20 protein-coding genes are annotated in these 26,488 nt (G+C 72.8%); 7 read left to right on the top strand and 13 right to left on the bottom strand.

The window, feature by feature from the left end:
• Positions 1 to 2: 2 nt before the first annotated feature.
• The 4 genes from ACQB60_RS25465 to ACQB60_RS25450 all read left to right on the top strand — a co-directional run bounded on the left by ACQB60_RS25465 (position 3) and on the right by ACQB60_RS25450 (position 6,866).
• Positions 3 to 1,514: a glycosyltransferase family 2 protein gene (locus ACQB60_RS25465; RefSeq protein WP_496928438.1), complete on the top strand. Its 1,512-nt coding sequence runs from the start codon at positions 3 to 5 to the stop codon at positions 1,512 to 1,514.
• A 76-nt stretch (positions 1,515 to 1,590) separates the two neighbouring features.
• Entirely contained in the window at positions 1,591 to 4,329 is a 2,739-nt protein-coding gene (locus tag ACQB60_RS25460; RefSeq protein ID WP_496928437.1) for a bifunctional glycosyltransferase/CDP-glycerol:glycerophosphate glycerophosphotransferase, read from the top strand.
• A 20-nt stretch (positions 4,330 to 4,349) separates the two neighbouring features.
• Positions 4,350 to 5,939 (top strand): phosphodiester glycosidase family protein, encoded by a 1,590-nt coding sequence (locus tag ACQB60_RS25455; RefSeq protein ID WP_496928436.1) that lies wholly within the window; start codon positions 4,350 to 4,352, stop codon positions 5,937 to 5,939.
• A 195-nt stretch (positions 5,940 to 6,134) separates the two neighbouring features.
• Positions 6,135 to 6,866: a PIG-L deacetylase family protein gene (locus tag ACQB60_RS25450; protein ID WP_496928435.1), complete on the top strand. Its 732-nt coding sequence runs from the start codon at positions 6,135 to 6,137 to the stop codon at positions 6,864 to 6,866.
• Positions 6,867 to 6,956: 90 nt separating this feature from the next.
• Here the strand turns inward: ACQB60_RS25450 and ACQB60_RS25445 are convergent, their stop codons facing one another.
• The 5 genes from ACQB60_RS25445 to ACQB60_RS25425 form a co-directional block, all read right to left on the bottom strand.
• A complete protein-coding gene (locus ACQB60_RS25445) occupies positions 6,957 to 9,089 on the bottom strand; it encodes a 3-hydroxyacyl-CoA dehydrogenase NAD-binding domain-containing protein (protein WP_496928434.1) in 2,133 nt (710 codons plus the stop codon).
• Entirely contained in the window at positions 9,086 to 10,312 is a 1,227-nt protein-coding gene (locus tag ACQB60_RS25440; protein ID WP_496928433.1) for a thiolase family protein, read from the bottom strand. Before ACQB60_RS25440 ends, ACQB60_RS25445 begins: the two co-directional genes overlap by 4 nt.
• A 146-nt stretch (positions 10,313 to 10,458) precedes the next feature.
• On the bottom strand, positions 10,459 to 11,736 hold the full coding sequence (locus ACQB60_RS25435; RefSeq protein WP_496928432.1) for an HRDC domain-containing protein: 1,278 nt from the start codon (positions 11,734 to 11,736) through the stop codon (positions 10,459 to 10,461).
• A gap of 78 nt (positions 11,737 to 11,814) precedes the next feature.
• A complete protein-coding gene (locus tag ACQB60_RS25430) occupies positions 11,815 to 12,477 on the bottom strand; it encodes a response regulator transcription factor (RefSeq protein ID WP_030687574.1) in 663 nt (220 codons plus the stop codon).
• 196 nt (positions 12,478 to 12,673) lie between these two features.
• Positions 12,674 to 13,342, bottom strand: a complete 669-nt coding sequence (locus ACQB60_RS25425) for a DUF3000 domain-containing protein (protein WP_496928431.1) — start codon at positions 13,340 to 13,342, stop codon at positions 12,674 to 12,676.
• Positions 13,343 to 13,427: 85 nt separating this feature from the next.
• Between ACQB60_RS25425 and hemE the strand changes: the two genes are divergently transcribed.
• A complete protein-coding gene (gene hemE / locus ACQB60_RS25420) occupies positions 13,428 to 14,501 on the top strand; it encodes a uroporphyrinogen decarboxylase (protein WP_496928430.1) in 1,074 nt (357 codons plus the stop codon).
• Positions 14,502 to 14,527: 26 nt separating this feature from the next.
• Here hemE and ACQB60_RS25415 read toward each other — a convergent pair whose 3' ends face one another.
• A complete protein-coding gene (locus ACQB60_RS25415) occupies positions 14,528 to 15,913 on the bottom strand; it encodes an FAD-dependent oxidoreductase (protein WP_496928429.1) in 1,386 nt (461 codons plus the stop codon).
• 29 nt (positions 15,914 to 15,942) lie between these two features.
• On the bottom strand, positions 15,943 to 16,944 hold the full coding sequence (locus ACQB60_RS25410) for a DUF4349 domain-containing protein (RefSeq protein WP_496928428.1): 1,002 nt from the start codon (positions 16,942 to 16,944) through the stop codon (positions 15,943 to 15,945).
• Positions 16,945 to 17,108: 164 nt separating this feature from the next.
• On the opposite strand from ACQB60_RS25410, the gene hemG reads away from it, so the two are divergent.
• Both hemG and hemQ read left to right on the top strand, forming a co-directional pair.
• A complete protein-coding gene (gene hemG / locus ACQB60_RS25405; protein ID WP_496928427.1) occupies positions 17,109 to 18,575 on the top strand; it encodes a protoporphyrinogen oxidase in 1,467 nt (488 codons plus the stop codon).
• A 4-nt stretch (positions 18,576 to 18,579) separates the two neighbouring features.
• The gene (gene hemQ / locus ACQB60_RS25400; protein WP_496928426.1) at positions 18,580 to 19,299 is read left to right on the top strand and encodes a hydrogen peroxide-dependent heme synthase; all 720 of its coding nucleotides are present in this window, start codon (positions 18,580 to 18,582) and stop codon (positions 19,297 to 19,299) included.
• 92 nt (positions 19,300 to 19,391) lie between these two features.
• Here the strand turns inward: hemQ and ACQB60_RS25395 are convergent, their stop codons facing one another.
• The 6 genes from ACQB60_RS25395 to ACQB60_RS25370 all read right to left on the bottom strand — a co-directional run bounded on the left by ACQB60_RS25395 (position 19,392) and on the right by ACQB60_RS25370 (position 26,376).
• Complete coding sequence (locus ACQB60_RS25395) at positions 19,392 to 20,996, bottom strand: alpha/beta hydrolase (protein ID WP_496928425.1); 1,605 nt, start codon at positions 20,994 to 20,996, stop codon at positions 19,392 to 19,394.
• A gap of 161 nt (positions 20,997 to 21,157) precedes the next feature.
• A complete protein-coding gene (locus tag ACQB60_RS25390) occupies positions 21,158 to 21,913 on the bottom strand; it encodes a TIGR04222 domain-containing membrane protein (protein ID WP_496928424.1) in 756 nt (251 codons plus the stop codon).
• 44 nt (positions 21,914 to 21,957) lie between these two features.
• On the bottom strand, positions 21,958 to 22,833 hold the full coding sequence (locus tag ACQB60_RS25385) for a DUF4142 domain-containing protein (RefSeq protein ID WP_496928423.1): 876 nt from the start codon (positions 22,831 to 22,833) through the stop codon (positions 21,958 to 21,960).
• 219 nt (positions 22,834 to 23,052) lie between these two features.
• On the bottom strand, positions 23,053 to 23,946 hold the full coding sequence (locus ACQB60_RS25380) for a TIGR04222 domain-containing membrane protein (RefSeq protein ID WP_496928422.1): 894 nt from the start codon (positions 23,944 to 23,946) through the stop codon (positions 23,053 to 23,055).
• Positions 23,947 to 23,955: 9 nt separating this feature from the next.
• Complete coding sequence (locus tag ACQB60_RS25375; protein ID WP_496928506.1) at positions 23,956 to 25,341, bottom strand: MbnB/TglH/ChrH family RiPP precursor modification enzyme; 1,386 nt, start codon at positions 25,339 to 25,341, stop codon at positions 23,956 to 23,958.
• Positions 25,342 to 25,599: 258 nt separating this feature from the next.
• Positions 25,600 to 26,376: a DUF4142 domain-containing protein gene (locus ACQB60_RS25370; protein WP_496928421.1), complete on the bottom strand. Its 777-nt coding sequence runs from the start codon at positions 26,374 to 26,376 to the stop codon at positions 25,600 to 25,602.
• Between the last annotated feature and the right edge of the window lie 112 nt (positions 26,377 to 26,488).

Below are 26,488 nucleotides of genomic sequence, written 5' to 3'. Positions count from 1 at the left end.
CCATGACCGCCACGGGAAGCCACATGCCGCACGCCACCACCAAGCCGTACGACGTCACCGTCGTCGTCCCCGTCCTCAACGTGGAGAAGTACCTCCGCGAGTGCCTCGGCTCCCTCGCCGCGCAGACGATGTTCGAGCGCACCCGGGTCGTGCTCGTCGACAACGGCAGCGCGGACCGCTCCGTCGAGATCGCCCAGGGCTTCGCCGCGCGCTACCCGAACGTGGACCTGATCTCCTGGCCGCGGGGCCGTGCGGGCGGTGCGCGCAACGCGGGCATGGACCTGGCCGACACCCGCCACATCGCCTTCTGGGACGCCGACGACGTGGCCCCCGCCGACGCCCTCGAACTCCTGTGGAGCGAGCTGGTGAAGACCGGCGCCACGGTCGCGGTGGGGCGTGCCAAGAGGTTCCCGCAGGCGGCCTCCTGGGCCTGGCAGAAGAGCTTCGGCGCCGGCAACAGGGTCGTCACCAACGTCGCCGACGTGCCCGACCTCATCCACTCGGCGGCCTGCTGGAACAAGATGTTCGACCTGGAGTTCCTGCGCTCCTGCTCCATCCGCTTCGCCGAGGACGTGCACTTCGAGGACGCCTTCGTGGCGCTGCCCGCGCTGCTGTTCTCGCGCCGCATCGCGCTCGTCGACGCCCTCGTCTACGAGTACCGGGTGCGCGGCGACGGCACCTCGATCACCGACACCCAGTGGCAGCACCCGCAGAACTACTGGGACCACCTCCTGCTCGTCGAGCAACTCGCCGCGCTGCGCCCGCAGTTGTCCCCGTACCACCAGGAGACCCTGGAGCGGTGGCTGGTCGCCGCCATGCAGGGCTTCCTGCTGCGCGCCCCGCGGATCCTGGACGAGGAGGCGCTGCGCGTCTACTTCGAGCGGAGCCGCGCCGTGTACCGGGGCATCACGCCCGAACAGCTCGCCCGCGCCACCCACAACACCCGCCACCGCCTGCCCTACCTCGCCCTGTGCGCCGGCGACTTCGAGCTGTTCGCCCGCCCCGAGAACGCGGTCCGCGGCGTCTTCGGGCGCCAGAGTGACCTGTACCTGGAGTACGGGGCGGGGGCGTGGTCGCTGCCCCTGACGAAGGTCAGCGGGGTGCTCGCCCGCGTCGAGCGGCTCACCCCGGTGCCGGGCGGTGTCGAGGTGCGCGGCACCGTCGACATCAGCGGGCTGCCGCAGGCCCAACTCGACGGTGTGGAACTGAAGTTGTGGCCCGAACGCAGCGGCAGGACCTTCGACGCCCGCAACCTGGGGCGGCCCGAGGGGCTCGCCGCCGAGCACACGGCGGTGGGGTTCTCCGCGGTGGTGGACCTGGAGGGGATGCGCGAGGGGACGTTCCCGCTGCGGGTCGTGGTGTGCACGGCGGGCCGCGACGTCTCCCGGCCCTGCACGGCCGCGCCCCAGGTCGACCGGGACGGGCCCGTCACCGCGGGCGGCCGGCAGGCCCGCGTCCACGGGGACGGCAAGGGCGCCGTCCTCACCACGGCGAGCGCCTTCGCCACCGTATGACATCCGTGAAATCCGTGAATTCCCTCCAGAAATGGAGCAGTCAGCAGGATTCAGAGAACAGAAGCAGGAGCCGAGAATGTACGAGCCCGTCTACGACGTCGCGATAGTCGTCCCCATCTTCAACGTCGAGGGATACCTACAGGAGAGCCTCGACTCCCTCGCCGCGCAGACGATGTTCGACCGCTGCCAGATCATCCTCGTCGACAACGGCAGCAGCGACAGCTCGCCGCACATCGCCGCGGCCTTCGCCGAGCAGCACCTGAACGTGTGGGCGTACACCTATCCGTACGGAAAGGCGGGCGGCGCCCGGAACGCGGGCATGGACCTGGCGAGCGCCCGCTACGTGGCCTTCTGCGACTCCGACGACATCCTTCCGGAGACGGCGATCGAGACGCTGTGGCGCACGGCGACCAAGGAGCGCGTGCCGCTCACCATCGGCCGGATGGAGACCTTCCCCGTGCCGACGGAGTGGCCCTGGCTCAAGTACTTCGGGAGCGGCCCCCAGGTCTACCCGGGCATGGAGAACATCCCGGACATGATCTATGCCGCCGGTCCCGCCCACAAGCTGTTCGATCTCGACTTCGTCCGGCGCAACAACCTGCGCTTCCAGGAGGGCGTGCACTTCGAGGACGCCTTCTTCGTGGTGCCCTCGATGCTGCTCGCCGACCGGATCGCCGTGGTGCCCGAGACGGTGTACCAGTACCGGAAGCGGGCCACCGGCGACTCCACCATGGACCAGCTGTGGAACCGCACGGAGAACTACTGGGACCACCTCGCCCTGGAGGAGCACGTGCTGGCCCTGCGGCCCCGGCTCTCCGGGCACCGCCAGGAGGTCGCGGACCGCTTCCTCGTCCGCACCTACCAGGGCTTCGCGCTGCGCGCCCCCGACGTCATGACCGAAGAGGAGCTGTGGCAGCTCTTCCAGCGGTGCCGGAACCTCTACGCCCGGATGACGCCGGACACGATCATGCGGTCCACCATCGACACCCGCCACCGGGTGCCCTTCCTCGCCCTGTACCTGAATTCCTTCGAACTCTTCGCGCGCCCGGGAGAGGTGATCCGCGGCGTGTACGGGCGCGGCACCGACCTGTACCTGGACGTCCAGGTCCCCGGCGAGCTGCTGCCGCTCACCAAGGTCACGGCCGCGCATGTGCACCTGGAGCGGGTGCGGGCGGTGAAGGCCGCGGGCGGCCTGGTGGTCTCCGGGCGCTTCGCGGTCAACGGGCTGCCGCTGAACCGGCCCCTGCACAACCGGCTCAAGATGTGGATCGAGAACAGCGGCCGCACGGTCCCCGCCTCGGTGGTGCGCCGTGGTGACCTGAAGGCCACCCGCGAGGACCTGGAGTGGGGCGGCTTCGAAGCGGTCGTCCCCGTCGGCGAGTTCAAGGACGGGGAGTTCCCGCTCAAGCTCGTCTTCTGCACCGAGGGCCGTGACGTCTCCCGCCCGTGCATGACCACCACGGCGCTGCTGCGCGGCGCCCGCAGCATGCGCGTCGCCGACCGCCGGGTGCTGCCCGTGGTCCGCGGCAAGAACCACGCGGCCCTCGTGGTCCGCGACGCCACCACCCCCGCCAGCCGCAAGGCATGGCGCGCCCTCATCCGCTCCATGGACCGCGACCAGCGCAGGCGCAGGGCCCCGTTCTGGCGGGCCCGCCTGATCCGGCTCGCCACCCGGCCGCTGTTCGCGCGCCGCGAGGTCTGGCTGTTCGGCGAGCGCAAGGACACCGCGCAGGACAACGGCTGGCACCTGTTCCGCTACGCCCGCCAGGTCGAGAAGCGCCGCGGCGCCTACTACGTCATCGACAAGGACAGCCCCGACCGCGCCAAGCTGAAGAAGCTCGGCCACGTCGTCGCGCACAGCTCCTGGAAGCACAAGCTCCTGATGCTGCACGCGAGCGTGCTCATCAACGCGTACGACATCGACGCCTACATGATCCCGGACGACTGGGACCGCACCTCCTACCTGAAGCACCTGAGCTGGCGGGTCGGCGCCCGCCGCGTCTTCCTCCAGCACGGCGTGCTCAATGAGGACGCCAGCAAGGGCCTGCACCGCAACCGCACCGGCGTCGACCTGGCCCTGGCCAGCAGCCCCGAGGAGGGCCGCTTCTTCTCCGAGTACATGGACTACAAGGACCAGGTGCAGGTCCTCGGCCTGCCCCGCTTCGACGCGCTCCAGCCCGACCGGGGCCACCGCAAGATCCTGTTCATGCCGACCTGGCGCAGCTACCTCGCGGCGCCCTCGTACCTGAAGGACGGCGCCGACGACGTGGCCGCGGCACGCGCCCGCTTCGAGGCGTCGAACTACCGGGAGTTCCTGGTGGGTCTGCTGCACGACCCGAGGCTGCACGCGGCCCTGGAACGGCACGACTACGTCTTCGAGTTCCTGCCGCACTACGAGATGCGGGACATGGTCGACGGCGTGCTGCCCGAGCAGGGCCGGGTGCGCCGCCTGGACCAGCGGGAGGTGGGCGTGCAGGACGCGCTGCGCGGCTGCGACCTGTTCGTCACGGACTGGTCCTCGGTGATGTTCGACGTGGCCTACCTCGGAACGCCGCTCGTGCACGCCCAGTTCGACCCCGACGAGTACTGGGGCGAGCACTCCCGCAGGAGCTGGTTCGATGCCCAGCGCGACGGCTTCGGGCCGGTGTGCGGCACCGTCGACGAGGTCGTCACCGAGGTGATCCGCTACCTCGACTCCGGCTGCGTCCGGGAGCCCGAGTACGCCCGCCGCGCCCAGGAGGTCTTCGCCTACCAGGACCGCGGCAACTGCGCCCGCGCCACCCGGGCCATCTCCCGGCTGACCCGGGCCGCGTGACGGGGGTGGCCCGCCGACGGGTGCTCAAGGCTCTCGGGCTCGGTGCGGCGGTGACGCCGCTGCTGCTGCGCGGAGGCCGCTGGCTGCCGCCGCCCGCGGGGGAGCTGCCGCTGGGACCCGCGGGCCTCACCACCCGCGAGGGACCGGTCCGGGAGGTCGCGCCCGGCGTCGTCCTGCGCTCCTTCACGCGCGGTCACGCCTCCGGTCACTGGACGGTCGCCGTGCACACCGGGGACGCCGTGCTCGCCCCGGACCGGGACGCCGCCGACGCCACGGCGGCCGGACTGCACCGGCAGGGCTTCCCCGCCCGCGTACGGGAACGCGCGGCGCCGGAGTCCGCCGACGCGCGCGGCGGGACCGCCGGGTACGACGTCTGGTCGGGCTCCTACGCGGCCCGCGCCGACGCCGAACGGGCGCTGCGCCGCCTGGAGTCGACGGGCGCCGCGGGCGAGGTGACGCACAGCGCGGCCGTGGGCACTCCCTCGACCGGGCCCTGGAGCCTGTACGTCGTCGAGGCACAGCCCTGGGCGCAGGTCCGGGCCCGCAACCTCACCAGCGGGAACATGGCCGTTGCCCGGACGGTCCGGGAGCTGGCCCGCGAACACGACGCGCTCGCCGCCGTGAACGCCGCGTACTTCGACATCCGCACGAACGCGCAGTTCGGCGGGTACGAGGGCGATCCGCTCGGCATCCTCATGGACCGCGGCCACGTGCTCAGCGAGGCGAACAACGGCAGGACGGCCGCACTGTTCGGCGCCGGCCCGGCGGACACCCGGATCGCCGAACTCCGCACCGAATGCGCCGTGTTCACGCCGGACGGGCAGCGGCGGGCGGTCGGCGGGATCAACCGCGTGCCGGGCCGGATCCTCGGCTGCGGCGGCACCGGCGGCCGCTCCCCGGTCGAGGGCGCCGATGCGAGGCTGCCGCAGAACTTCGTGCTCTGCACGGACCCCGACGACCTGGTCCTCTTCGACGAGGGCTGGGGCACGCGCACCCCACGCGTCGCGGACGGCGCCGTGGAGGCGGTCCTCGGCCCCGACGGCACCGTGCGCGAACTGCGCTCCCCGGCGGGCGGCGAAGTGCCCGCAGGCGGCCGTGTCCTGCACGGCATCGGCACCGCCGCCCACTGGCTGCGCGACCACGCCACGACCGGTCGGCGGCTCACCGTGACCACGGAGGTACGCGACGCCGAGGGCGCCCGCGCGGACGGTCCGGACACCTCGGCGGTGGCGGGCGGTCCGGCGCTCCTGCGGCACGGCGAGACCTGGCTCAACACCCGCGCCAACGGCATGGTCGACCCCGCCACCGGCGGCCCCTCGACGGTGCTCACCGAGCGCCTGCCGCGCACCGCCGTGGGCACGGCACCCGACGGGCGGCTCCTCCTGGCGGTCGTCGACGGGCGGAGCCCCGATCATTCCGTCGGCGCGACGCTCCATGAACTCGCGGGTGTCCTGCGCTGGTTGGGCGCCTCGGACGCGCTCGCCCTGGACGGCGGCGGCTCCACCACGATGGCGGTCGGCGGCGGGCTCGCCAACCGGCCGACGGGCGAATGGGGCGGCGAGACGACCGAACGCGAAGTGGCCACGGCCCTCGCGCTCACCGAGACGTGATGCAGAAAACGCCGGAGAATTCGATACGGCAATTCCCGGAAATAGCAAGGGGAGTTGGAAAAGGTGCCGGGACTTTGGTCCCGAATCGCCTGAGCCTTTCGACTCCGAACCCTTTCAATGCGCTGTGTAAGGTAAAGCCTGATGTTTTTCAGTGAAGTCGGAGAAGTCGGGGAAATCGGCGACAGCACCGGGGAGATGGACGGAATGTTGTACAGCGTGGACGCGCCGGAGATCGACCGCGATCCGCCGGCTCCCGCGCGCAGCGGCCGCACCGTTCTCGCCGTCGGCGCCCATCCCGACGACATCGAGCTCGGCTGCGCCGCCACCCTGCGCGCCCACGTCCTCGCGGGCGACCGCGTCGTCATGCTGATCCTCACCGACGGCTGCAACGGCCCCGGAGCCGGAGCCCAGCTGCGCCGCACCGAGCAGGACCGGGCGGCCCGCCGGATCGGCGCCGAGGTGCGCTGGGGCGGCTTCCGCGACGGTGAGCTGGGCGACGGCCTGGAGACCATCCGTACGATCGAGGGCGTCCTCAAGGAGACCGGCGCGACCACCGTCTACACGCACGGCCCCGACGACACCCACCAGGACCACCGGGCCGCCTCGCGCGCGGCCTCCTCGGCGGCCCGCCACGCGGAGCGGCTGCTCTTCTTCGAGTCGCCCTCGTCCGTGAACTTCCAGCCGCAGCTCTACATAGACGTGAGCGGCTGCGCCGAGACGAAGCTCCAGTCCCTGCGCGCGCACGCCTCGCAGGTCTCCGGGAGCCGCAAGGTGGACCTGCGGGCCGTGGACGCGCTCATGCGGGTGCGGGGCTTCCAGTCCGGCGTGGAGGAGGCCGAGGGCTTCCGGGTGCGGCGCTTCGTGTACGACCCGCGCGCCGACGCCCGCCTCCCGCTGGCCGAGGCGGAGGCGTCCGCGCTGGCGTGAGCCGACGGCCGAAAGCTTCCTCAACGCCGTTGCCCGGCACACCAGTTGGTGTGCCGGGCAACGTTCGTACTGCTGCGGGGTGAGGAAGCGTTACGCCGGGACGCTCGCCACGCCCTGCGCCAGGAACCGCTTCCCGTTGACCCGCTCGGACACGCCCGCCCGGTCCAGGTACGGCGTCACGCCGCCCAGGTGGAAGGGCCAGCCCGCACCGGTGATCAGGCAGAGGTCGATGTCCTGCGCCTCGGCGACGACACCCTCCTCCAGCATGAGCCCGATCTCCTGGGCGACGGCGTCCAGGACGCGGTCGCGGGTCTGCTCCTCGGTCAGGACGGTGTCGCCCTGCTTGAGGAGGGCGGCGACCTCCGGGTCCAGCTCCGGCTTGCCGCTGTCGTAGACGTAGAAGCCGCGCTTGCCCGCCTCCACGACCGCCTTCAGGTTCGGGGAGACCTTGAAGCGGTCCGGGAAGGCGCCGTGCAGCGTCTCCGAGACGTGCAGGCCGATGGCCGGGCCGACCAGCTCGAGCAGCACCAGCGGCGACATCGGCAGACCGAGCGGCTCGACGGCCTTCTCGGCGACCTCGACCGGGGTGCCCTCGTCGATGACGTTCTGGATCTCGCCCATGAAGCGGGTGAGGATGCGGTTCACGACGAACGCCGGGGCGTCCTTCACGAGCACGGCCGTCTTCTTCAGCTTCTTGGCGACGCCGAACGCCGTGGCGAGGGACGCCTCGTCGGTCTGCTCGCCGCGCACGATCTCCAGGAGCGGCAGGATCGCGACCGGGTTGAAGAAGTGGAAGCCGACGACCCGCTCCGGGTGCTTCAGCTTGGACGCCATCTCGGTCACCGACAGCGAGGAGGTGTTGGTGGCGAGGATCGCGTGCGCCGGGGCGACGGCCTCGACCTCCGCGAACACCTGCTGCTTGACGCCGATCTCCTCGAAGACGGCCTCGATGATGAAGTCCGCGTCCGAGAAGCCCTCGGCCTTGTCGAGGACACCGGTGACCAGCGCCTTCAGGCGGTTGGCCTTGTCCTGGTTGACGCGCCCCTTGAGCAGGAGCTTGTCGATCTCCTCGTGGACGTAGCCGACGCCCTTGTCCACGCGGGCCTGGTCGATGTCCGTGAGGACGACCGGGACCTCCAGGCGGCGCAGGAAGAGGAGGGCCAGCTGCGAGGCCATCAGACCGGCGCCGACGACGCCGACCTTCGTGACCGGGCGCGCCAGGTCCTTGCTCGGCGCACCGGCCGGGCGCTTGGCGCGCTTCTGGACCAGGTTGAACGAGTAGATGCCGGCGCGGAGTTCGCCGCCCATGATGAGGTCGGCGAGCGCCGTGTCCTCGGCCGCGAACCCGGCCTCCAGGTCGCCGTCCTTGGCCGCCGCGATGATGTCGAGCGCGCGGTAGGCGGCCGGGGCCGCGCCGTGCACCTTCGAGTCGGCGATGGCCTTGCCGCGCGCGACGGCGGCGTCCCACGCCTCACCGCGGTCGACCTCGGGACGCTCCACGGTGACGGAGCCGTTGAGGACGGTCGCGGTCCAGTTCAGCGACTGCTCCAGGAAGTCCGCGCCCTCGAAGATCGCGTCGGCGATGCCGAGTTCGAAGACCTGCTTGCCCTTGAGCTGACGGTTCTGGTTGAGCGAGTTCTCAATGATGACCGAAACCGCTCGGTCCGCGCCGATCAGGTTCGGCAGCAGCGCGCAGCCGCCCCAGCCCGGAACGAGACCGAGGAAGACCTCGGGCAGCGAGAACGCGGGCAGCGCCTTCGACACCGTCCGGTACGAGCAGTGCAGCCCGACCTCGACGCCACCGCCCATGGCGGCACCGTTGTAGTAGGCGAAGGTCGGCACGGCCAGGCCGGAGAGCCGCTTGAAGACGTCGTGCCCGCCCTTGCCGATGGCCAGCGCGTCCTCGTGCTTCTTGAGGATCTCGACGCCCTTGAGGTCGGCGCCGACGGCGAAGATGAAGGGCTTGCCGGTGATGCCGACACCGACGATGGTGCCCTCGGCCGCCTCCTTCTCGACCTGGTCGATCGCGGCGTTCAGGTTCGCGAGCGAGCCGGGGCCGAAGGTGGTGGGCTTGGTGTGGTCGAAGCCGTTGTCAAGCGTGATGAGCGCGAACCGGCCCGCCCCGTACGGCAGGTCGAGGTGGCGTACCTGAGCGGACGTCACGACCTCGTCGGGGAACAGCTCTGCGGCGCCCTTGAGGAGCTCAGTGGTGGTGGTGCTCACTTGTCGCCTCCGGCGTCCTTGTGGTGCGGGTTCTCCCAGATGACCGTCGCGCCCATGCCGAAGCCGACGCACATGGTGGTGAGGCCGTAGCGGACCTCGGGCTGCTCCTCGAACTGCCGCGCCAGCTGCGTCATCAGGCGCACACCGGAGGACGCCAGCGGGTGGCCGAACGCGATGGCGCCGCCGTACTGGTTGACGCGCGCGTCGTCGTCGGCGATCCCGTAGTGCTCCAGGAAGGCGAGCACCTGGACCGCGAACGCCTCATTGATCTCGAAGAGGCCGATGTCCCCGATTCCGAGCCCCGCCTTGGCGAGCGCCTTCTCGGTCGCGGGGATCGGGCCGTAGCCCATGACCTCGGGCTCCACACCGGCGAAGGCGTAGGACACGAGCCGCATCTTCACCGGGAGGTTGTTCTCGCGGGCGAAGTCCTCGGAGGCGATGATCGAGGCGGTGGCACCGTCGTTGAGACCGGCGGCGTTGCCGGCGGTGACGCGCCCGTGCGTACGGAACGGCGTCTTCAGCCCGGCGAGGCTCTCCAGCGTGGTCCCCGGCCGCATCGGCTCGTCGGCCGTCGCGAGGCCCCAACCGGTCTCGCCCACCTCGGCGTTGGTGTTGCGGATCGAGATCGGCACCAGGTCCTGCTGGATCTTGCCGTTGGCGTACGCCTTCGCGGCCTTCTCCTGCGAGCGCACCGCGTACTCGTCGGCACGCTGCTTGGTGATGCTCGGGTAGCGGTCGTGCAGGTTCTCGGCGGTCATGCCCATGAACAGGGCGGACTCGTCGACGAGCTTCTCGCTCACGAAGCGCGGGTTCGGGTCGACGCCCTCACCCATGGGGTGACGGCCCATGTGCTCGACACCACCGGCGATGACGGCGTCGTACGCGCCGAAGGCGATCGAACCGGCCGTCGACGTCACGGCGGTCAGCGCGCCGGCGCACATCCGGTCGATGGAGTAGCCCGGCACGGACTGCGGCAGGCCCGCGAGGATGCCCGCCGTCCGGCCCAGGGTCAGCCCCTGGTCACCGATCTGCGTGGTCGCGGCGATGGCGACCTCGTCGATCTGCTTCGGGTCGAGGTCCGGGTTGCGGCGCAGCAGCTCCCGGATGGCCTTCACGACGAGGTCGTCGGCCCGGGTCTCGTGGTAGATGCCCTTCGGGCCCGCCTTGCCGAACGGGGTGCGGACGCCGTCGACGAAGACGACGTCCCTGACGGTACGAGGCACGATGGCTCTCCTCCAGGGTGCGGGTGCGCTGCGCCTTCGGCGCGCTTCCTGGAGTCATGCTACTTGTCGGTAACTAAACGGCCAAGGGGCACCCACCAGAGGCGAACGTCACACTTGGCCGCCCCGCCCGCCGGCCCCGCCGGGACCTAGCCCAGCGCGGCCGTCAGGACCGGCGTGACCTGCTCGATCTGCCAGCGCCGTGCCCCGTGCGCGGCGAGCGCCTCGGCCACCGCCTCCGGCGTCGCCGGAGAAGGCGGCTCCCAGCACACCCGCCGCACCGTGTCCGGCGTGATCAGGTTCTCCTGCGGCATGTTCAGCTGCTCGGCGAGCGACGAGACCGCCGCGCGCGCCGCCGACAGGCGCGACGCGGCCGCCGGGTCGCGGTCCGCCCAGGACCGCGGCGGCGGCGGACCGCTCACCGCCTGCCCCGGCTGCGGGAGTTCGGCGTCGGGCAGCGCCTTGGCCCGGTCCACCGCGGCCTGCCACTGCTCCAGCTGACGGCGCCCCATGCGGTGCCCGAAGCCGGAGAGCCCGGCGAGCGCGTGCACATTGGGCGGCAGCGAGAGCGCGGCCTCGACGATCGCGCCGTCGCTGAGCACCTTGCCCGGCGAGACGTCCCGGCGCTGGGCGACCCGGTCCCGGGCGGTCCACAGCTCCCGTACGACCGCCATCTGCCGTCGCCGCCGGACCTTGTGCATGCCCGAGGTGCGGCGCCAGGGGTCCTTGCGGGGCGGTGCGGGCGGCGCCGAGGCGATCGCGTCGAACTCCTGCAGCGCCCAGTCGAGCTTGCCCTGCCGGTCGAGCTCCTTCTCCAGGGCGTCCCGCAGGTCGACGAGCAGCTCGACGTCGAGCGCCGCGTACCGCAGCCAGGGCTCGGGCAGCGGCCGGGTCGACCAGTCGACGGCGGAGTGCCCCTTCTCCAGTACGTAGCCGAGCACGCTCTCGACCATCGCGCCCAGGCCGACCCGCGGGAACCCGGCGAGGCGCCCGGCGAGCTCGGTGTCGAAGATCCGGCTCGGCACCATGCCTATCTCGCGCAGGCAGGGCAGGTCCTGGGTGGCGGCGTGCAGCACCCACTCCACACCGCCGATGGCCTCGCCGAGCCCGGACAGGTCGGGGCAGGCGACGGGGTCGATGAGCGCGCTGCCGGCTCCCTCGCGGCGCAGCTGCACCAGATAGGCGCGCTGGCCGTAGCGGTAACCGGAGGCACGCTCGGCGTCGACGGCGACGGGGCCCGTGCCCGCGGCGAAGGCGGCGATCACTTCGGCGAGCGCGGAGTCGTCCGCGATCACCGGAGGGATGCCGTCACGAGGCTCGAGCAACGGGATCGGCGCCGCTTCGGGAGCGAGTCCGTCGTCGTCCGGAGGAGCGCCTCCGGTGGTTCGCAGTGAACTGTCTGCTGCGGTCTCTTGGGCGTCGGTCACCTGTCAAGGGTATAGGTGTATGCACGGCGCCCGTCGACGGAACGTTCCGTCGACGGGCGCGCGAGGGCTGTAAATCGGTCAGTGGATGATTCCGGTGCGCAGCGCCACCGCCACCATCCCGGCCCGGTCGCCCGTGCCGAGCTTGCGCGCGATGCGGGCGAGGTGGCTCTTCACGGTGAGGGCCGAGAGCCCCATGGAGACGCCGATCGCCTTGTTCGACTGCCCCTCGGCGACGAGGCGCAGCACCTCGACCTCACGGCCCGACAGCTCGCGGTAGCCGCCCGGGTGGCTCGGGGCACCCGGGGGGCGGCGGTGCATGCGGGCCGCGGCCGAGCCGATGGGGGCGGCGCCGGGGCGGGTGGGGAGACCGACGTTCGTACGGGTGCCGGTGACGACGTAGCCCTTGACGCCGCCCGCGAGGGCGTTGCGCACGGCGCCGATGTCGTCGGCGGCGGAGAGGGCGAGCCCGTTGGGCCAGCCCGCGGCGCGGGTTTCGGAGAGGAGGGTCAGGCCGGAGCCGTCGGGGAGGTGGACGTCTGCGACGCAGATGTCACGGGGGTTGCCGATGCGGGGACGAGCCTCCGCGATCGACGAGGCCTCGATGACGTCGCGCACACCGAGCGCCCACAGGTGGCGGGTGACGGTGGAACGGACGCGGGGGTCGGCCACGACGACCATGGCGGTCGGCTTGTTCGGGCGGTAGGCGACCAGGCTTGCGGGCTGCTCGAGGAGAACGGACACCAGGCCTCCTGGGGTGCGGGACGGGGACCGGCTCTGGGGATGAAGCCGGGACGAACCGTGCTTTCAAGGTCACAGACGTCTTCGGCACCAAACGCGTCCGCCTTTAGAGAATGATCACGATTTGGTGAGTAACAATTGGGGCGATTCGGACGCGTGATCGATCATCCGAAGATCGAACCGAGTCGCCCGCCCCCGGTCACGGGGTGCGCGGGCCCCTGCGCTGGGGCAGCGAGACCACCGAGCCGTCCGCCGGGCCCGCGGGCGGCAGGCCCGCGATCTGGCAGAGCAGGTCGCACCAGGCGGCGAGGTGCGCGGCGGTGTCCGGCACCCCGCCCGCGCCCTCGCGCGGGGTCCAGGACGCGCGGATCTCGATCTGGGAGGCGGGGGGCCGCTCGCTCATGCCGCCGAAGTAGTGCGAACTCGCGCGCGTGACGGTGCCGCTGGGCTCGCCGCAGCTCAGGCCGCGGGCCTGCAGGGCGCCGGTCAGCCAGGACCAGCAGACCTCGGGGAGCAGCGGGTCGGCGGCCATCTCCGGCTCCAGCTCCGCGCGCACCAGGGTCACCAGGCGGAAGGTGCCGCGCCAGGCGTCGTGCCCGGCCGGGTCGTGCAGCAGGACCAGACGGCCGTCCGCGAGGTCCTCGTCGCCGTCGACGACCGCCGCCTCCAAGGCGTACGCGTGCGGGGCGAGCCGCTGGGGCGCGCGGGTCGGATCGATCTCGATCTCCGGCCGCAGCCTCGCTCCGCGCAGTGCGTCGACCGCAGCGCGAAACGGCACAGGAGTCGAATCCGCCACCTTCGTCCCTGACCCTTCCGTCTCGTCCATCTCGCCAGCGCCGTCCGACTGTTGTCCCAGAACCGCAGCCATGCGGGGAAGATTAAGGGGAACGGCGGCTTCGTGCAGGGAGAGACACCCGTGCGGGGGGACCTGGAGGGCGTGGCAGACTTTCGGGGTGACCGCCAACAGCCCGACGGGCCCGCAGAACGCAGTGACGCACGACGTCAAGGAATCAGCCTTCCTCAAGGCGTGCCGGCGCGAGCCCGTGCCGCACACGCCGGTCTGGTTCATGCGGCAGGCAGGGCGCTCCCTTCCCGAGTACCGCAAGGTCCGCGAGGGCACCGCGATGCTGGAGTCGTGCATGCGGCCCGAGCTGGTCACGGAGATCACGCTGCAGCCGGTGCGGCGGCACAAGGTGGACGCCGCGATCTACTTCAGCGACATCGTCGTCCCGCTGAAGGCCATCGGCATCGACCTCGACATCAAGCCGGGCGTCGGCCCCGTCGTCGCCAACCCGATCCGCTCGCGCGCCGACCTCGCCCAGCTGCGGGACCTCACGCCGGACGACGTCTCCTATGTCACCGAGGCCATCGGGATGCTCACCGGTGAGCTCGGGGCGACGCCGCTCATCGGGTTCGCGGGCGCGCCTTTCACTCTCGCGAGCTACCTCGTCGAGGGCGGTCCGAGCCGTAACCACGAGCACACCAAGGCCCTGATGTACGGAGACCCGCAGCTCTGGGCCGATCTGCTCGACCGGCTCGCGGAGATCACCGCCGCCTTCCTCAAGGTGCAGATCGAGGCGGGCGCCAGCGCCGTGCAGCTCTTCGACTCGTGGGTGGGCGCCCTCGCTCCCGCCGACTACCGGCGGTCCGTCATGCCCGCATCGGCCAAGGTGTTCGACGCCGTGGCCGGGTACGGGGTGCCGCGGATCCACTTCGGCGTCGGCACCGGTGAGCTGCTCGGGCTCATGGGCGAGGCGGGCGCGGACGTCGTCGGCGTGGACTGGCGGGTGCCCATGGACGAGGCGGCCCGCCGCGTCGGCCCCGGCAAGGCGCTGCAGGGCAACCTCGACCCGGCGGTCCTCTTCTCCACGCCCGGGGCCGTCGAGGAGAAGGCCCAGGAGGTGCTCGACGCCGCCGCCGGTCTCGAAGGACACGTCTTCAACCTCGGCCACGGCGTCCTGCCGACCACCGACCCGGACGCCCTGACCCGTCTCGTGGAGTACGTGCACACGCGCACCGCGCGCTGAGCCGGGGCCCGGTTCGGGGCGGCGGGCTAGGAGCCCGCCGCCCGCACCGCCGACGCCGCCTTGCGCGCGGCCACCAGGACCGGGTCCCACACCGGTGAGAACGGCGGTGCGTAGCCGAGGTCCAGGGCCGTCATCTGCTCCACCGTCATGCGCGCCGTCAGCGCCACCGCCGCGATGTCGACCCGCTTCGCCGCCCCCTCGCGGCCCACGATCTGCACCCCGAGCAGCCGTCCCGTGCGGCGCTCGGCGAGCATCTTCACCGTCATCAGGGCCGCCCCCGGGTAGTAGCCGGCGCGGCTCGTCGACTCGATGGTGACCTTCTCGAAGCGCAGGCCCGCCGCGTGCGCGTCCCTCTCGCGCAGACCGGTGCGGGCGATCTCCAGGGCGCAGACCTTGCTCACCGCCGTGCCCACGACGCCCGGGAACGTCGCGTAGTCGCCGCCCACGTTGGCGCCGATGATCTGGCCGTGCTTGTTCGCGTGCGTGCCGAGCGCGATGTGGCGCTCGCGGCCCGAGACCAGGTCGAGCACCTCCACGCAGTCGCCGCCCGCCCAGACGTCGTCGAAGCCGCGCACGCGCATCGCCAGGTCCGTGAGCAGACCGCCGTGTTCCCCCAGGGGCAGGCCCGCCGCGCGCGCGAGCTCGGTCTCGGGACGTACGCCGATGCCGAGCACCACCACGTCCGCCGGGTACTCGGCGTCCTCCGTGGCCACCGCGCGGACGCGGCCGTCCTCGCCGGTGAGGATCTTCGTCACCTCGGCGTCGTTCACCATCCCGATGCCCATGCCCGACATCGCCTCGTGGACCAGGCGTCCCATGTCCGGGTCGAGGGTGGACATCGGCTGCGCGCCGCGGTTGACGACCGTGACCTCGTAGCCGCGGTTGACCAGGGCCTCGGCCATCTCCACGCCGATGTAGCCCGCGCCGACGACCACGGCGCGGCGGCCCGTCGTCCGGGACAGGGTGTCGAGCAGCGCCTGGCCGTCGTCCAGGGTCTGCACGCCGTGCACGCCCGGGGCGTCGATGCCGGGCAGCTGCGGGCGGATCGGGCGGGCGCCGGTGGCGATGACGAGCTTGTCGTACGCCGTCCACTCTTCGGCGCCCGTCTCCAGGTCCCGGCTGCGCACCCGGCGCCCGGCCGGGTCGAGCTCCACGACCTCCGTGCGCATCCGCAGGTCGATGGCGCGGGCCCGGTGCTCCTCGGGCGTGCGCGCGATGAGCTGGTCCCGCTCCGGGACGTCACCCCCCACCCAGTACGGGATGCCGCAGGCCGAGAACGAGCTGAAGTGCCCGCGCTCGAACGCCACGATCTCCAGCTCCTCGGGGCTCTTCAGCCTGCGGGCCTGGGACGCGGCGGACATCCCCGCCGCGTCGCCACCGACGACCACCAACCGTTCCAGTGCAGCGCTCATGAGGACACGCTACGGCGCGGCACCGACAGTCACTTCTCCGGAGCCTGTGAAGTCGCGGGCGCTTCGGGCGCATTGGGGTCCGGGGCTTCCCCGGCGGGTGCCACCGCGGGCTGCGGACGGCGCGTCAGGCGCGGGCCCGCGAACCGCCGCCACGCCACCACCAGGAGCGCCGCGAGCGCCGCGAACGGCAGCACCGCGCCGAGCGCCACGGCCAGCCAGCGCAGCATCGCGAGGAACGCGCCCCAGCCGCCCGACAGCGCGTCCACGAACGTCGGGTCGTCGTCCTTCGTCTCGGCCGCCGGTGCGGACGTCTCGCGCAGCGTGAGCGTGATCGTGGCCATGGTGGTGCGGTCCTTCAGCGAGTCCCGCTGGGCGAGCAGCGCCTCCAGATCGGCCTGACGGGTGCTCAACTCGCCCTCCAGGGACACCACGTCGCTCAGCTTGGTGGCCCGGTCCATCAGCTCCCGCACCCGCGCGACGCTCGCCCGCTGCGACTTCACGCGGCTCTCCACGTCCACGACCTGGTCGCTGACGTCCTGCGCCTTCGCGGTGCGGCTGAGGAGCTTCCCGGTGCCCTGGAGGTCGGCGAGGACCTCCTTGTACGCGTCCTGCGGCACGCGCAGGACGACGCGGGAGCGCTCGTGGCCGCGGGAGTCGCGGTCCGTGGACTCGTCGCCCACGAAGCCGCCCGCGCCCTCGGCCGCCGTGCGCGCCTCGTCCAGGGCCTTCGGGACGTCCTTGACGCGCACGGTCAGGTGCGCGGTCCGGATGACGTGCGCGCCCAGCGCCTTCGGGGGTTTGCGCACACGGCTCTTGTCCGCGCCGCCGTCCGCCCCCGTCCCGTCGGCCGCGCCCGTCCCCTGCTTCTGGTCCTGGTCCGCCGCGCCGCCCTCCGGGGCCGCCGCCTTGCCGCCCCCGTCGGCCTTCGCGGACTCGTCGCCGCTCGTGCCGCTGCACCCCGTGAGGGCGAGCGCGGCGGCGAGCAGAATGCCCGCGCCCCAGCGGGTACAACGGTGCCTGGACGTCCTCATCCTCATCGCATGCATCTCGCCGTACTCCCCGAGGTCGTGAAGTGGGTGCTGCCGGTTGCTCCTTTGACGCCGGAGGAGGGCAGTTCGGCGGTCGCCGAGCGGTTCCGATGGGGTCACGATCGGGACTCGTCGGCGCTCCGTGCGCGGTCTGAGAGAGTGGAGGCATGCGCGAAACGGACACTCGTACGAGCCCCGCGGGGCGGCCCCACGTCGTCGTCATCGGAGGCGGGATCGCCGGTCTCGCCGCCGCGCACCGATTGCTCGGCACCGGGGCCCGGGTGACCGTCCTGGAAGCGTCGGGGCGGCTCGGCGGCAAGCTGCACGCGGGCGAGATCGAGGGCGTACGGGTCGACCTGGGCGCCGAGTCGATGCTGGCCCGCCGCCCCGAGGCGGTGGCCCTGGCCCGCGAGGCGGGTCTCGCCGACCGGCTGCAGGCCCCGGCCACCGCGACCGCCGCGATCTGGACCCGCGGCGCGCTGCGCCCCATGCCGAAGGGTCACGTCATGGGCGTGCCCGGCGACGCCGCCGCCCTCTCCGGAGTCCTCTCCGACGAGGGCCTGCACCGCATCGAGCGGGACCGCGACCTGCCGCCCACCGAGGTCGGCGACGACGTCGCCGTCGGCGAGTACGTGGCCGCCCGCCTCGGCCGCGAGGTCGTCGACCGGCTCGTGGAGCCGCTCCTCGGCGGGGTCTACGCCGGGGACGCGTACCGCATCTCGATGCGCTCGGCCGTGCCCCAGCTCTTCGAAGCGGCCCGCACCCACGACTCCCTCACGGAGGGCGTCCGCGAGATCCAGGCCCGCGCCGCGAAGAACCAGCAGACCGGGCCCGTCTTCATGGGCATCGAGGGCGGCGTCGGCCAACTCCCGCTCGCGGTCGCGGAGTCGCTGCGCGCGCGGGGCGCGGAGATCCTGCTGAACTGTCAGGCCCACGGGCTGCGCAAGGTCGAGGAAGGCTGGGAGGTGTACGTCGAGGACTGGGACCTGGAGGCCGATGCCGTCGTCCTGGCCGTGCCCGCCCCGCACGCCGCCCGCCTTCTGGAGCACGACGTACCGGGGGCCGCCGCCGAGCTCCGCTCCGTCGAGTACGCCTCCATGGCCTTGATGACCCTCGCCTTCCGTCGCGTCGACATCGCCCTCCCCGAAGGCAGCGGTTTCCTCGTCCCGCCCATCGACGGGCACACCATCAAGGCGTCCACTTTCGCCTCCCAGAAGTGGGGCTGGATCGCCGACGAGGACCCGGACCTGCTCGTCCTGCGCACCTCGGTGGGCCGCTACGGGGACACCAAGGATCTGGAGCGCGAGGACGCCGAGCTCGTCGACGTCTCGCGGCACGACCTGCGCGCGGCGGTCGGCCTGGACGCCGCCCCCGTCGCCGCCCGCGTCACCCGCTGGACCGACGGGCTGCCCCAGTACCCCGTCGGCCACCACGCGCGCGTGGCCCGCATCCGCGAGCACGTCGCCAAGGTGCCGGGGCTCGCGGTGTGCGGAGCGGCGTACGACGGGGTGGGCATCCCGGCCTGCATCGCCGGGGCCTACGCCGCCGTGGATGACCTGGGCGGCGACCGTGCCGGGATGGATCAGCTGAGCGAGAACCCGGTGCAGAGTCTGCACGGCGGCGCGGGACAATAGCGGCATGACTGACGACGCCCCCGCCAAGACCCCGAACGCCGGCAAGAAGGCCAAGGACCTCAACGAGGTCATCCGCTACACGCTGTGGTCCGTCTTCAAGCTGCGCGACGTGCTCCCCGAGGACCGCACCGGCTTCGCCGACGAGGTCCAGGAGCTCTTCGACCAGCTCGCCGCCAAGGACATCACCGTGCGTGGCACGTACGACGTGTCGGGTCTGCGCGCCGACGCCGACGTCATGATCTGGTGGCACGCCGAGACCGCGGACGAGCTCCAGGAGGCGTACAACCTCTTCCGCCGCACCAAGCTCGGCCGCGCCCTGGAGCCGGTCTGGTCGAACATGGCGCTGCACCGCCCCGCCGAGTTCAACAAGTCGCACATCCCGGCCTTCCTGGCCGACGAGACGCCGCGCAACTACGTCTCGGTCTACCCCTTCGTGCGCTCCTACGACTGGTACCTGCTGCCCGACGAGGACCGCCGCCGCATGCTCGCCGACCACGGCAAGATGGCCCGCGGCTACCCGGACGTGCGCGCCAACACGGTCGCGTCGTTCTCCCTCGGCGACTACGAGTGGCTGCTCGCCTTCGAGGCCGACGAGCTGTACCGCATCGTCGACCTGATGCGTCACCTGCGCGGCTCCGAGGCCCGCATGCACGTCCGTGAAGAGGTGCCGTTCTACACCGGCCGCCGCAAGTCGGTGGCGGACCTGGTGGCGTCGCTCGCGTAAGCGCGGACACGCGGACACGCGGACACGCGGACAACGGAGAAGGCGGGCCCCGCTCAGGGCCCGCCTTCATCGTTGCCGGTGTGCTCGGGCGCTCAGACGCCCTTCGGCAGCTCCGCCGCCCGCTCGCCCGACAGCGGCTCGGGCTCCCGGTGCGGGGCGCACGCCGCCCGCCGCACCGGCAGGCGCCCCTCCAGGAGGTAGGCGTCCAGGTGCCCGTTGATGCAGGAGTTGGCGCCGCCGCCGATGCCGTGCGTGCCCGCGCCCTGCTCCGTCACCAGGACCGAGCCCGGCAGCCGCCGGTTCAGCTCCTGCGCGCCCTCGTACGGCGTGGCCGCGTCCCGCTCGGCGGCCAGGATCAGGGTCGGGGGCAGCGCGCCGGGCTCGGTGCGCACGTCGACCGGGCGCTGCCGGGGAGCCTTCCAGTAGGCGCACGGCAGGTTCATCCAGGCGTTGTCCCAGGTCTCGAACGGCGCGACCCGCGAGAGGCGCGAGTTGTCGCGGTCCCACACCTTGAAGTCCGTCGGCCAGGACGCGTCGTTGCACTCCACGGCCGTGTAGACCGCGTTGCCGTTCTCCTCCTCGGCGGCGGCCTGCGGCTCCGGCGCGGCCTGCTCGACCAGCGGCTTGGGGTTGCCCTTCAGGTACGCGGACAGCGCGTACGCGCGCATGGGCCAGTAGTCGTCGTAGTAGCCCGCCTGGAGATACGCGGCCTGGAGCTGGCCGGGGCCGACCTTGCCGCCCGCGGGCTTGTGGGAGAGCTCGGCGCGCACCTTCTCGTAGCTCTCCAGGACCTCGTCGGGCGTCGTGCCCAGGTGGTACGTCTTGTCGTGCCTGGCCACCCACGCGCGGAAGTCCGCCCAGCGGCGCTCGAAGGCCACCGACTGGTCGAGGTTGTTGTCGTACCAGATCTGGTCCGGGTCGGGGTTGACCGCCGAGTCGAAGACCATGCGGCGCACATGGGAGGGGAACAGCGTCGCGTACACGGCGCCGAAGTACGTCCCGTAGGAGGCGCCCATGAAGGTCAGCTTCTTCTCGTGCAGCGCCGCGCGCAGCACGTCGAGGTCGCGGGCGTTGTTGAGCGACGTGTAGTGGCGCAGGGCGTCGCCCGCGTTCCGGGCACACCCGCGCGCGTAGGACTTCGCCTGGGCGACGCGCTCCATCTTGTACGAGGCGTCGGGGTGGCTCGGCGCCTGCGTGGGCGCCTTCGCGTACTGCTTCGGGTCCTGGCAGGACAGCGGCGCCGAGCGGCCCACACCGCGCGGGGCGTAGCCCACGAGGTCGTACGCGGCCGCGATGCGCTTCCACTCGGGCATCATGCCGACCATCGGGAAGTACATGCCGGAGCCGCCGGGGCCGCCCGGGTTGAACACGAAGGAGCCCTGCCGCCGCACCTTCGCGCCGCCCTCGGCCTTGCCGGTCGCCTTGGCCCGGCTCACCGTCAGGTTGATGCGCCGCCCGTCGGGGTGGGCGTAGTCGAGGGGGACCGAGACGGTGCCGCACTGCACGGTCGGCGGCAGGCTCTCCTCCTTGGCGCAGGCGCCCCAGTGGATCCCGGCGGCCTCGGCGCGGGCGGCGGCCACCGCGGTGCCGTGGGTCTCCGGCGACGGCGGGGCGCCGGACGCGCTCTCCGCGGGCGCGGCGACGAGTGCGGTCAGGACCAGGGATCCGGCGGCTGTGTAGCGGGCGGCTGCTCTCATCGCGCTTGTGCTTCCCTTCGTTCGGACATGCCTGAGTCACCGGGAGCGACTCGCAACAAAGGGGATACTTCGTGCGGTAGTTGGCGATGTAAAGCACCGGCCTGCCGGTGTCGGTTCAATGACCCTTTCAGTCAGTGCTCCTTTTCCGGCCGATGACCCTTTCAGTGACTCCGGGGCGCGTCGCGGTGCGCGAAGGCCGCCCGCAGCGCCGGGTCGCCGAGGGCCCGGACGCCGCGCACGGCCACCGCGTGGAGGCTGTCCCGGGTCGCCGGGATCGCCGCGAGGAGGCGCTGCCCGGCGGGCGAGGCCCAGCGCGAGTACGGGTGGACCTCGACGCGGGCGATGGCGAGGCAGCTCAGGCAGAGCAGCAGCGGCAGCGCGAACCAGAGGGCGACGGGGACGTTGCCGCCCGCGTCCTGGCTCGGCAGCAGCGTGGCGACGGCCCCGAGCGCGGCCACCGCCACGGCCGCCGAGCGCACCTGGCGCACCCCGGCCGCGATGTCCGACCAGGCGCCGTCCGGGACCGCTAGGCCCGCCGCGACGAGGCGGTCGGAGAGGGCGCGCACCGCGTCGGCGGTGGCCGTGGCCCGGCGCAGCGGCGCTATCCGCGACTGGCCCTCCGGGCCGATCGCGCCGAGCACCGAGCGCTCCATGTCGTCCCCGCCGACCGGGTCGACGACGGTCGCCCAGCCGGTGTGCGCGAGCAGCAGCCGCCGCCCGCGCGCCATCGATATCAGCGTCACGTCGGCCACGCGCGCGGGACCGCCGGACAGGAACGCGGCCTCGTGGAGCGTGAGTTCACGCCCCCCGGACGGGGCCGCGTGGCCGGAGGCGGCGCGCGCCGCGGCCAGGCACAGGCGGCCGCAGGAGAGCGCGGTGACGGCGCAGGCCAGCAGGAGGAACGGGACCCAGAACATGGCGAGTTTCTATGCGAGAGCGATGGGTTCGCGCCACATCCTTTTCACGATGTGGACGCCTTGTGCCGCTTCTGCTGCTCTTTCTGTACTTTCTGCCCCTTCTGCTCGTCCTGTTGTTCTCTCTGCTTTTTCTGTGGCTGCTGCTGCTGCTTCTTCTGCTTCTGCTGCTTCTCGGGGTGCGAGGGCTTGGGGCGGGACGCCGCCGGGGGCAGCGAGTAGGTCGGGGAGGGGGTGGCCGGGGTCGCCGGGGCGGGGGAGTCGGTCGGGCCCGGTGGCGGCGGGGTGCTGGTCGCCGGGGCCGGGGGCGGGGCGCTCGCCGCGTCCCGCGCCAGGTCGTCGAAGTTGACGAGCCCGGTCGCCTCCAGGACCTTGATGTGGTCGAGGACGGTGGTGTTGGCGTCGTCCGCGAGCTCCCGCACCAGCGAGTTGCGGGTGGTCGCGCGGACCTGGGCCACCACGGAGAAGACCTTGCCGTGGGCGCCGCGCAGGATGTTCGCGAACTTCTCGTCGTACGCGTCCCCGTGCGCCGCGTCGAGTTCGCCGAGCCACTGCCGCTGCTGGGGGTTGGGCTGGTTGGGCAGCTCCAGATTCAGCCGGGCCGCGACCTCGCGGACCCGGGCGTCCAGGAACGTGTGGCCCGTCACGAGGTGCCCGCCCGCGCGCCGCACGGAGGCTCTGGTGCCGCGCTCCTGCGCCTGCTGTCCGGCGGGCAGCTCCCACAGGCCCGCGAGCCGCACCTTGGTGACGAAGTCCCGGTCGAGCGCGGACAGCGGTCCGAACCGGGTCGACACGGTCTGGGAGTTGAGGGCGTCGAGGCCGGTGCCCGAGCGGTCCGCGTAGGACCAGAGGGGGAAGAGCAGCGCGGCCAGGGTCGCGGCGAGTCCGGCCACGATCAGGCCGGTGCCGTTGATGGATCGCATGGTGCCTCCTGTCGCACCGCCGCACGCTAGTGCGCCCGGGGCACCTCGCGTTCCCATACCGCAGGGAGTACGCCAACTTCCGTACGGGGCACGGGTGTTGCTGTCCCGGCGGCGCCCCGGAGAGTGGGGGAGCGGGCGGGGGCGCGCCGGTGCGCCGGGCGGACCGTGCCGTGGTGCGGAGGTCTGCCCCGGCTGTCCCGGCCGTCCCGGCTGCCTCGCTCAGAGCGAGTGTTCCGCGTCGGGCTCCTCGCCCGCCTCCCCGCAGCCGCCGCCCCACGGCGCCGTCGACGCCGCCCAGGCCCTGCTGCCGGGCAGGGCGCGGCCCGGGCGCAGGCGGTGGGCCGCCGCGAGCTGGGCGCGCAGGCCGGGGTCCCGTACGCCGTCGATGCCGTCGAGGGCCACGTGCCGGGCCGCGCCGTGCGGGAAGTCCTGGCAGCGGTAGTCCCGCAGGGCGGCCCGGCCCGGCGCCGTCACCCGGGTCAGCGCGGCCCGGGTGCAGGCCGCGCCGATCAGGGCGCCCAGCAGGATCGCGGGCAGGACCAGCAGGATCGGCGGGGCCAGCGACCGCGCGGCCGCGTCGGCGGCACCGGCCCGGCCCCCGTCCGGCTCCAGCGCCGTGGCCAGAAGGACACCCAGCGGGATGCCCGCGACGACGAGGGTGTTGTAGAGGGCGGCCCGGCGCCGCCAGGGCCGCACCGCGACCGGGTGCACCATGAGTCCGCGGGCGGCGAGCGCGTCGCCCACCGACTGCACGGCGGCACTGCCCATCACGCCGAGGCGCAGCCGGTGCAGGGAGCCGCTCGGCGCCGCCGCATACTCCGTGAGCAGCGCGCCCTCGACGGGATTACGGGCCGTCGGCCGGCGCACCGCCACGATTCCGGGCCCCGCCACGACGAGCCGCCCGTCCTCGTGCAGCGCGGCGATCGCGGCGTCCACCACCCGGCTCGGGCCGCCCGCGAGGAACGCGGCGTCGTAGGGGTCGGTCACCGAGCCCGGGTCGATGCCGGGGCGGGCGACGCGGGACCTGCGGGCGCGCACGAGCCCCCGCACGAGTGCCACCGAAGAGGCGGCGACCAGGACGAGGTAGCAGACGGCGACGGCCTCCACGTCCACGCCCGTGTCCTACCGCCGCAGCAGTGCGAACCGCGCCTGGCGCAGCCACCGCGCCAGCGGCCGCCCGTCGAGCGGCGCGGGCCCCGAACGGGCCAGCCACCAGTCCGTCAACTCCTCGCGGGCGCCCGCCTCTTCGGGCTGCCCGGCGTGCAGCAGGTGCTCGGCGAAGGAGAGCGCGTCACGGCGGTACCCGGACGTCATGGGCCGGTCCTGCGCGTACGCGAGGAAGCGCTCGCGGTACGACTCGCCCAGGATGCCGGGGAGTTCGGGCGCGACCTTCGCGACGACGTCGGCCCGCTTGCGGGCGAGCGCCCGGCTCTGCACGCCGAGCCGCCCCCGGTCGAACCCCTCCGGCGCGGGGGTGCCCGCGACCAGGGCGGAGAGCAGCGCGACCTGGGCGAGGGCGAGGCGCTGGCGGGCGGGCTCGGTGCCGCGGCCGTCGCTTGCCCCGCTTTCCCCGTTCACCCTGCTCTCCCCGCTTTCCCCGTTAACCCTGCTCTCCCTGCTCTCCCCGTCCATCCCGTTCTTCTCCCGGACGTGCGGCGCGGATTCCGGAGCACGGGGAGCGGGCGCCTGCCGGGTGGCCGAGCCCTTCGTGACGGAGGCACCGACCCCCGCCCCCACCAGTTCGCGCGGCGCCGCCACCGTCTCCCGTATCGCCGCCAGCTCCCGCTCCAGCTCGGCGGGCTCGGGGAAGTTCTCGTCGCGCTCCAGGAGCACGCCGGGCGGCGTCACCCGGGACGCCAGGTCGGCGAGGATGCCGAGGACCGGCTCGGGCACGGGGTGGGCGTGGCTGTCGTGCCAGACGCCGTCCCGCTCGAAGCCGCCCGCCACGTGGACGTACGCGATCGCCTCGACCGGCAGCTCGTCGAGCGCCTCGGCCGGGTCCTCGCCGCGGTTGACGTGGTTGGTGTGCAGGTTCGCCACGTCGATGAGGAGCCGGACGCCGGTCCGTTCCACCAGCTCGTACAGGAACTGCCCCTCGGTCATCTCCTCGCCCGGCCAGGAGAACAGGGCCGCGATGTTCTCCACGGCGAGCGGCACGGGCAGCGCGTCCTGGGCGATCCGGACGTTCTCGCACAGCACGTCCAGGGCGTCCCGGGTGCGCGGCACGGGCAGCAGATGACCGGCCTCCAGCGCCTGCGACGCGGTCAGCGTGCCCCCGGCCCGTACGAACGCGATGTGCTCGGTGACCAGGGGGGAGCCGAGGGCCTCGGCGCGCGCCGCGAGGTCCGCGAGCCGCGCGTCGGCGGGCCGGTCCGCGCCGCCGAGCCCCAGCGAGACCCCGTGCGGCACCACGGTGACGCCGCGCTCGCGCAGCCGCAGCAGCGACTCGGGTATGTGCCCGGGACAGACGTTCTCCGCGACGGCCTCGACCCAGTCGATGCCGGGCATCGCCTCGACGGCGTCCGCGATCTCGGGCCGCCAGCCGATCCCCGTACCGAGCCGCAGGCCCGTCCCCGTACCGAGCCGCGGGCCCGTCCCCGTACCGAGCCGCCCCAGGTCCCTCTTCCGCTCCAGATGCCGCATGGTCCCCCTCCTCCACCGCCGATGTGCGGACCGGTGTCGTCGTTCGTTCTCATGCCACGCAGGGGTCCGCCGAATCATGTGGTGGGCGGCTTCAGAGGATTATTTGAGGTTCCGCGGGCGGGGTCACGGCAGCGGGCTCTCCCCGGGCGCCGGGCGGTCGGTGTCGACCTCGCCGGGCGGAGCGGGCGAGGGCCGGGAGGTGGGGGTGACGCCGTCGCCGGGGTGCGCGGGCGCGGCCGGTGCGGGAGCGGCGCCGGACGGCGGGGGCGGTCCGGTGGGGCTCGCGGTGGCGGTGGCGGCGCGGCCGGTCGCGATGTCGTCGAAGTCCACGAGGCCGGTGGCCTCCAGCATCGTGATGTGGTCGAGCACGGTCTGGTTGGCGTCGGTGGCGAGCTGGCGCACCAGGGAGTTGCGGGTGCTGTCGCGGACCTGGGCGATCGCGGCGAACACCTTGCCGTGCGAGGAGCGCAGCAGGTTCGCGAACTTCCGCTCGTACGTCTCGCCGCTCGCCGCCGTCAACTCCCGCAGCCAGCCCTGCTGCTGGGCGTTGGGCTGGCTCGGCAGCTCCACGCCCAGCTGCCCGGCGGCCGCCCGCACCCGCTGGTCCAGGTCGGTGTGGCCGACGACCAGGTGGTCGCCCGCGGCCGCGATCGCCTTGGTGGGCGCGCGCTCCATGGCCTGCTGGCCGGCCGGGATCTCCCACAGCCCGGCGAGCCGCACCTTCACCAGCAGATCGCGGTCGGCCGCCGAGAGCGGACCCCACCGGGTGGCCACGGTCCCGGCGGCGAGATCGGCCTGCCCGGTCCCGGAGCGGTCCGCGTACGACCAGACGGGGAAGGCGAGCGCGCCGAGCGTGGCGACGAGGGCGACGATGATCAGAGCCGTGCTGTTGACCCGCAATCCCTGTGGCCTCTGCGCTGCCCGTGACCCCCGTGACCCCCGTGACCCCCGTGATCTCCGTAACCCTCGTGACTCCTGTGCTCGCTGTGATCCCTCGCTCCGCATACCCGTG

Source organism: Streptomyces odontotermitis (assembly GCF_050510915.1).
Taxonomy (GTDB): Bacteria; Actinomycetota; Actinomycetes; order Streptomycetales; family Streptomycetaceae; genus Streptomyces.
This window is presented reverse-complemented; position numbering and strand designations above follow the sequence as displayed.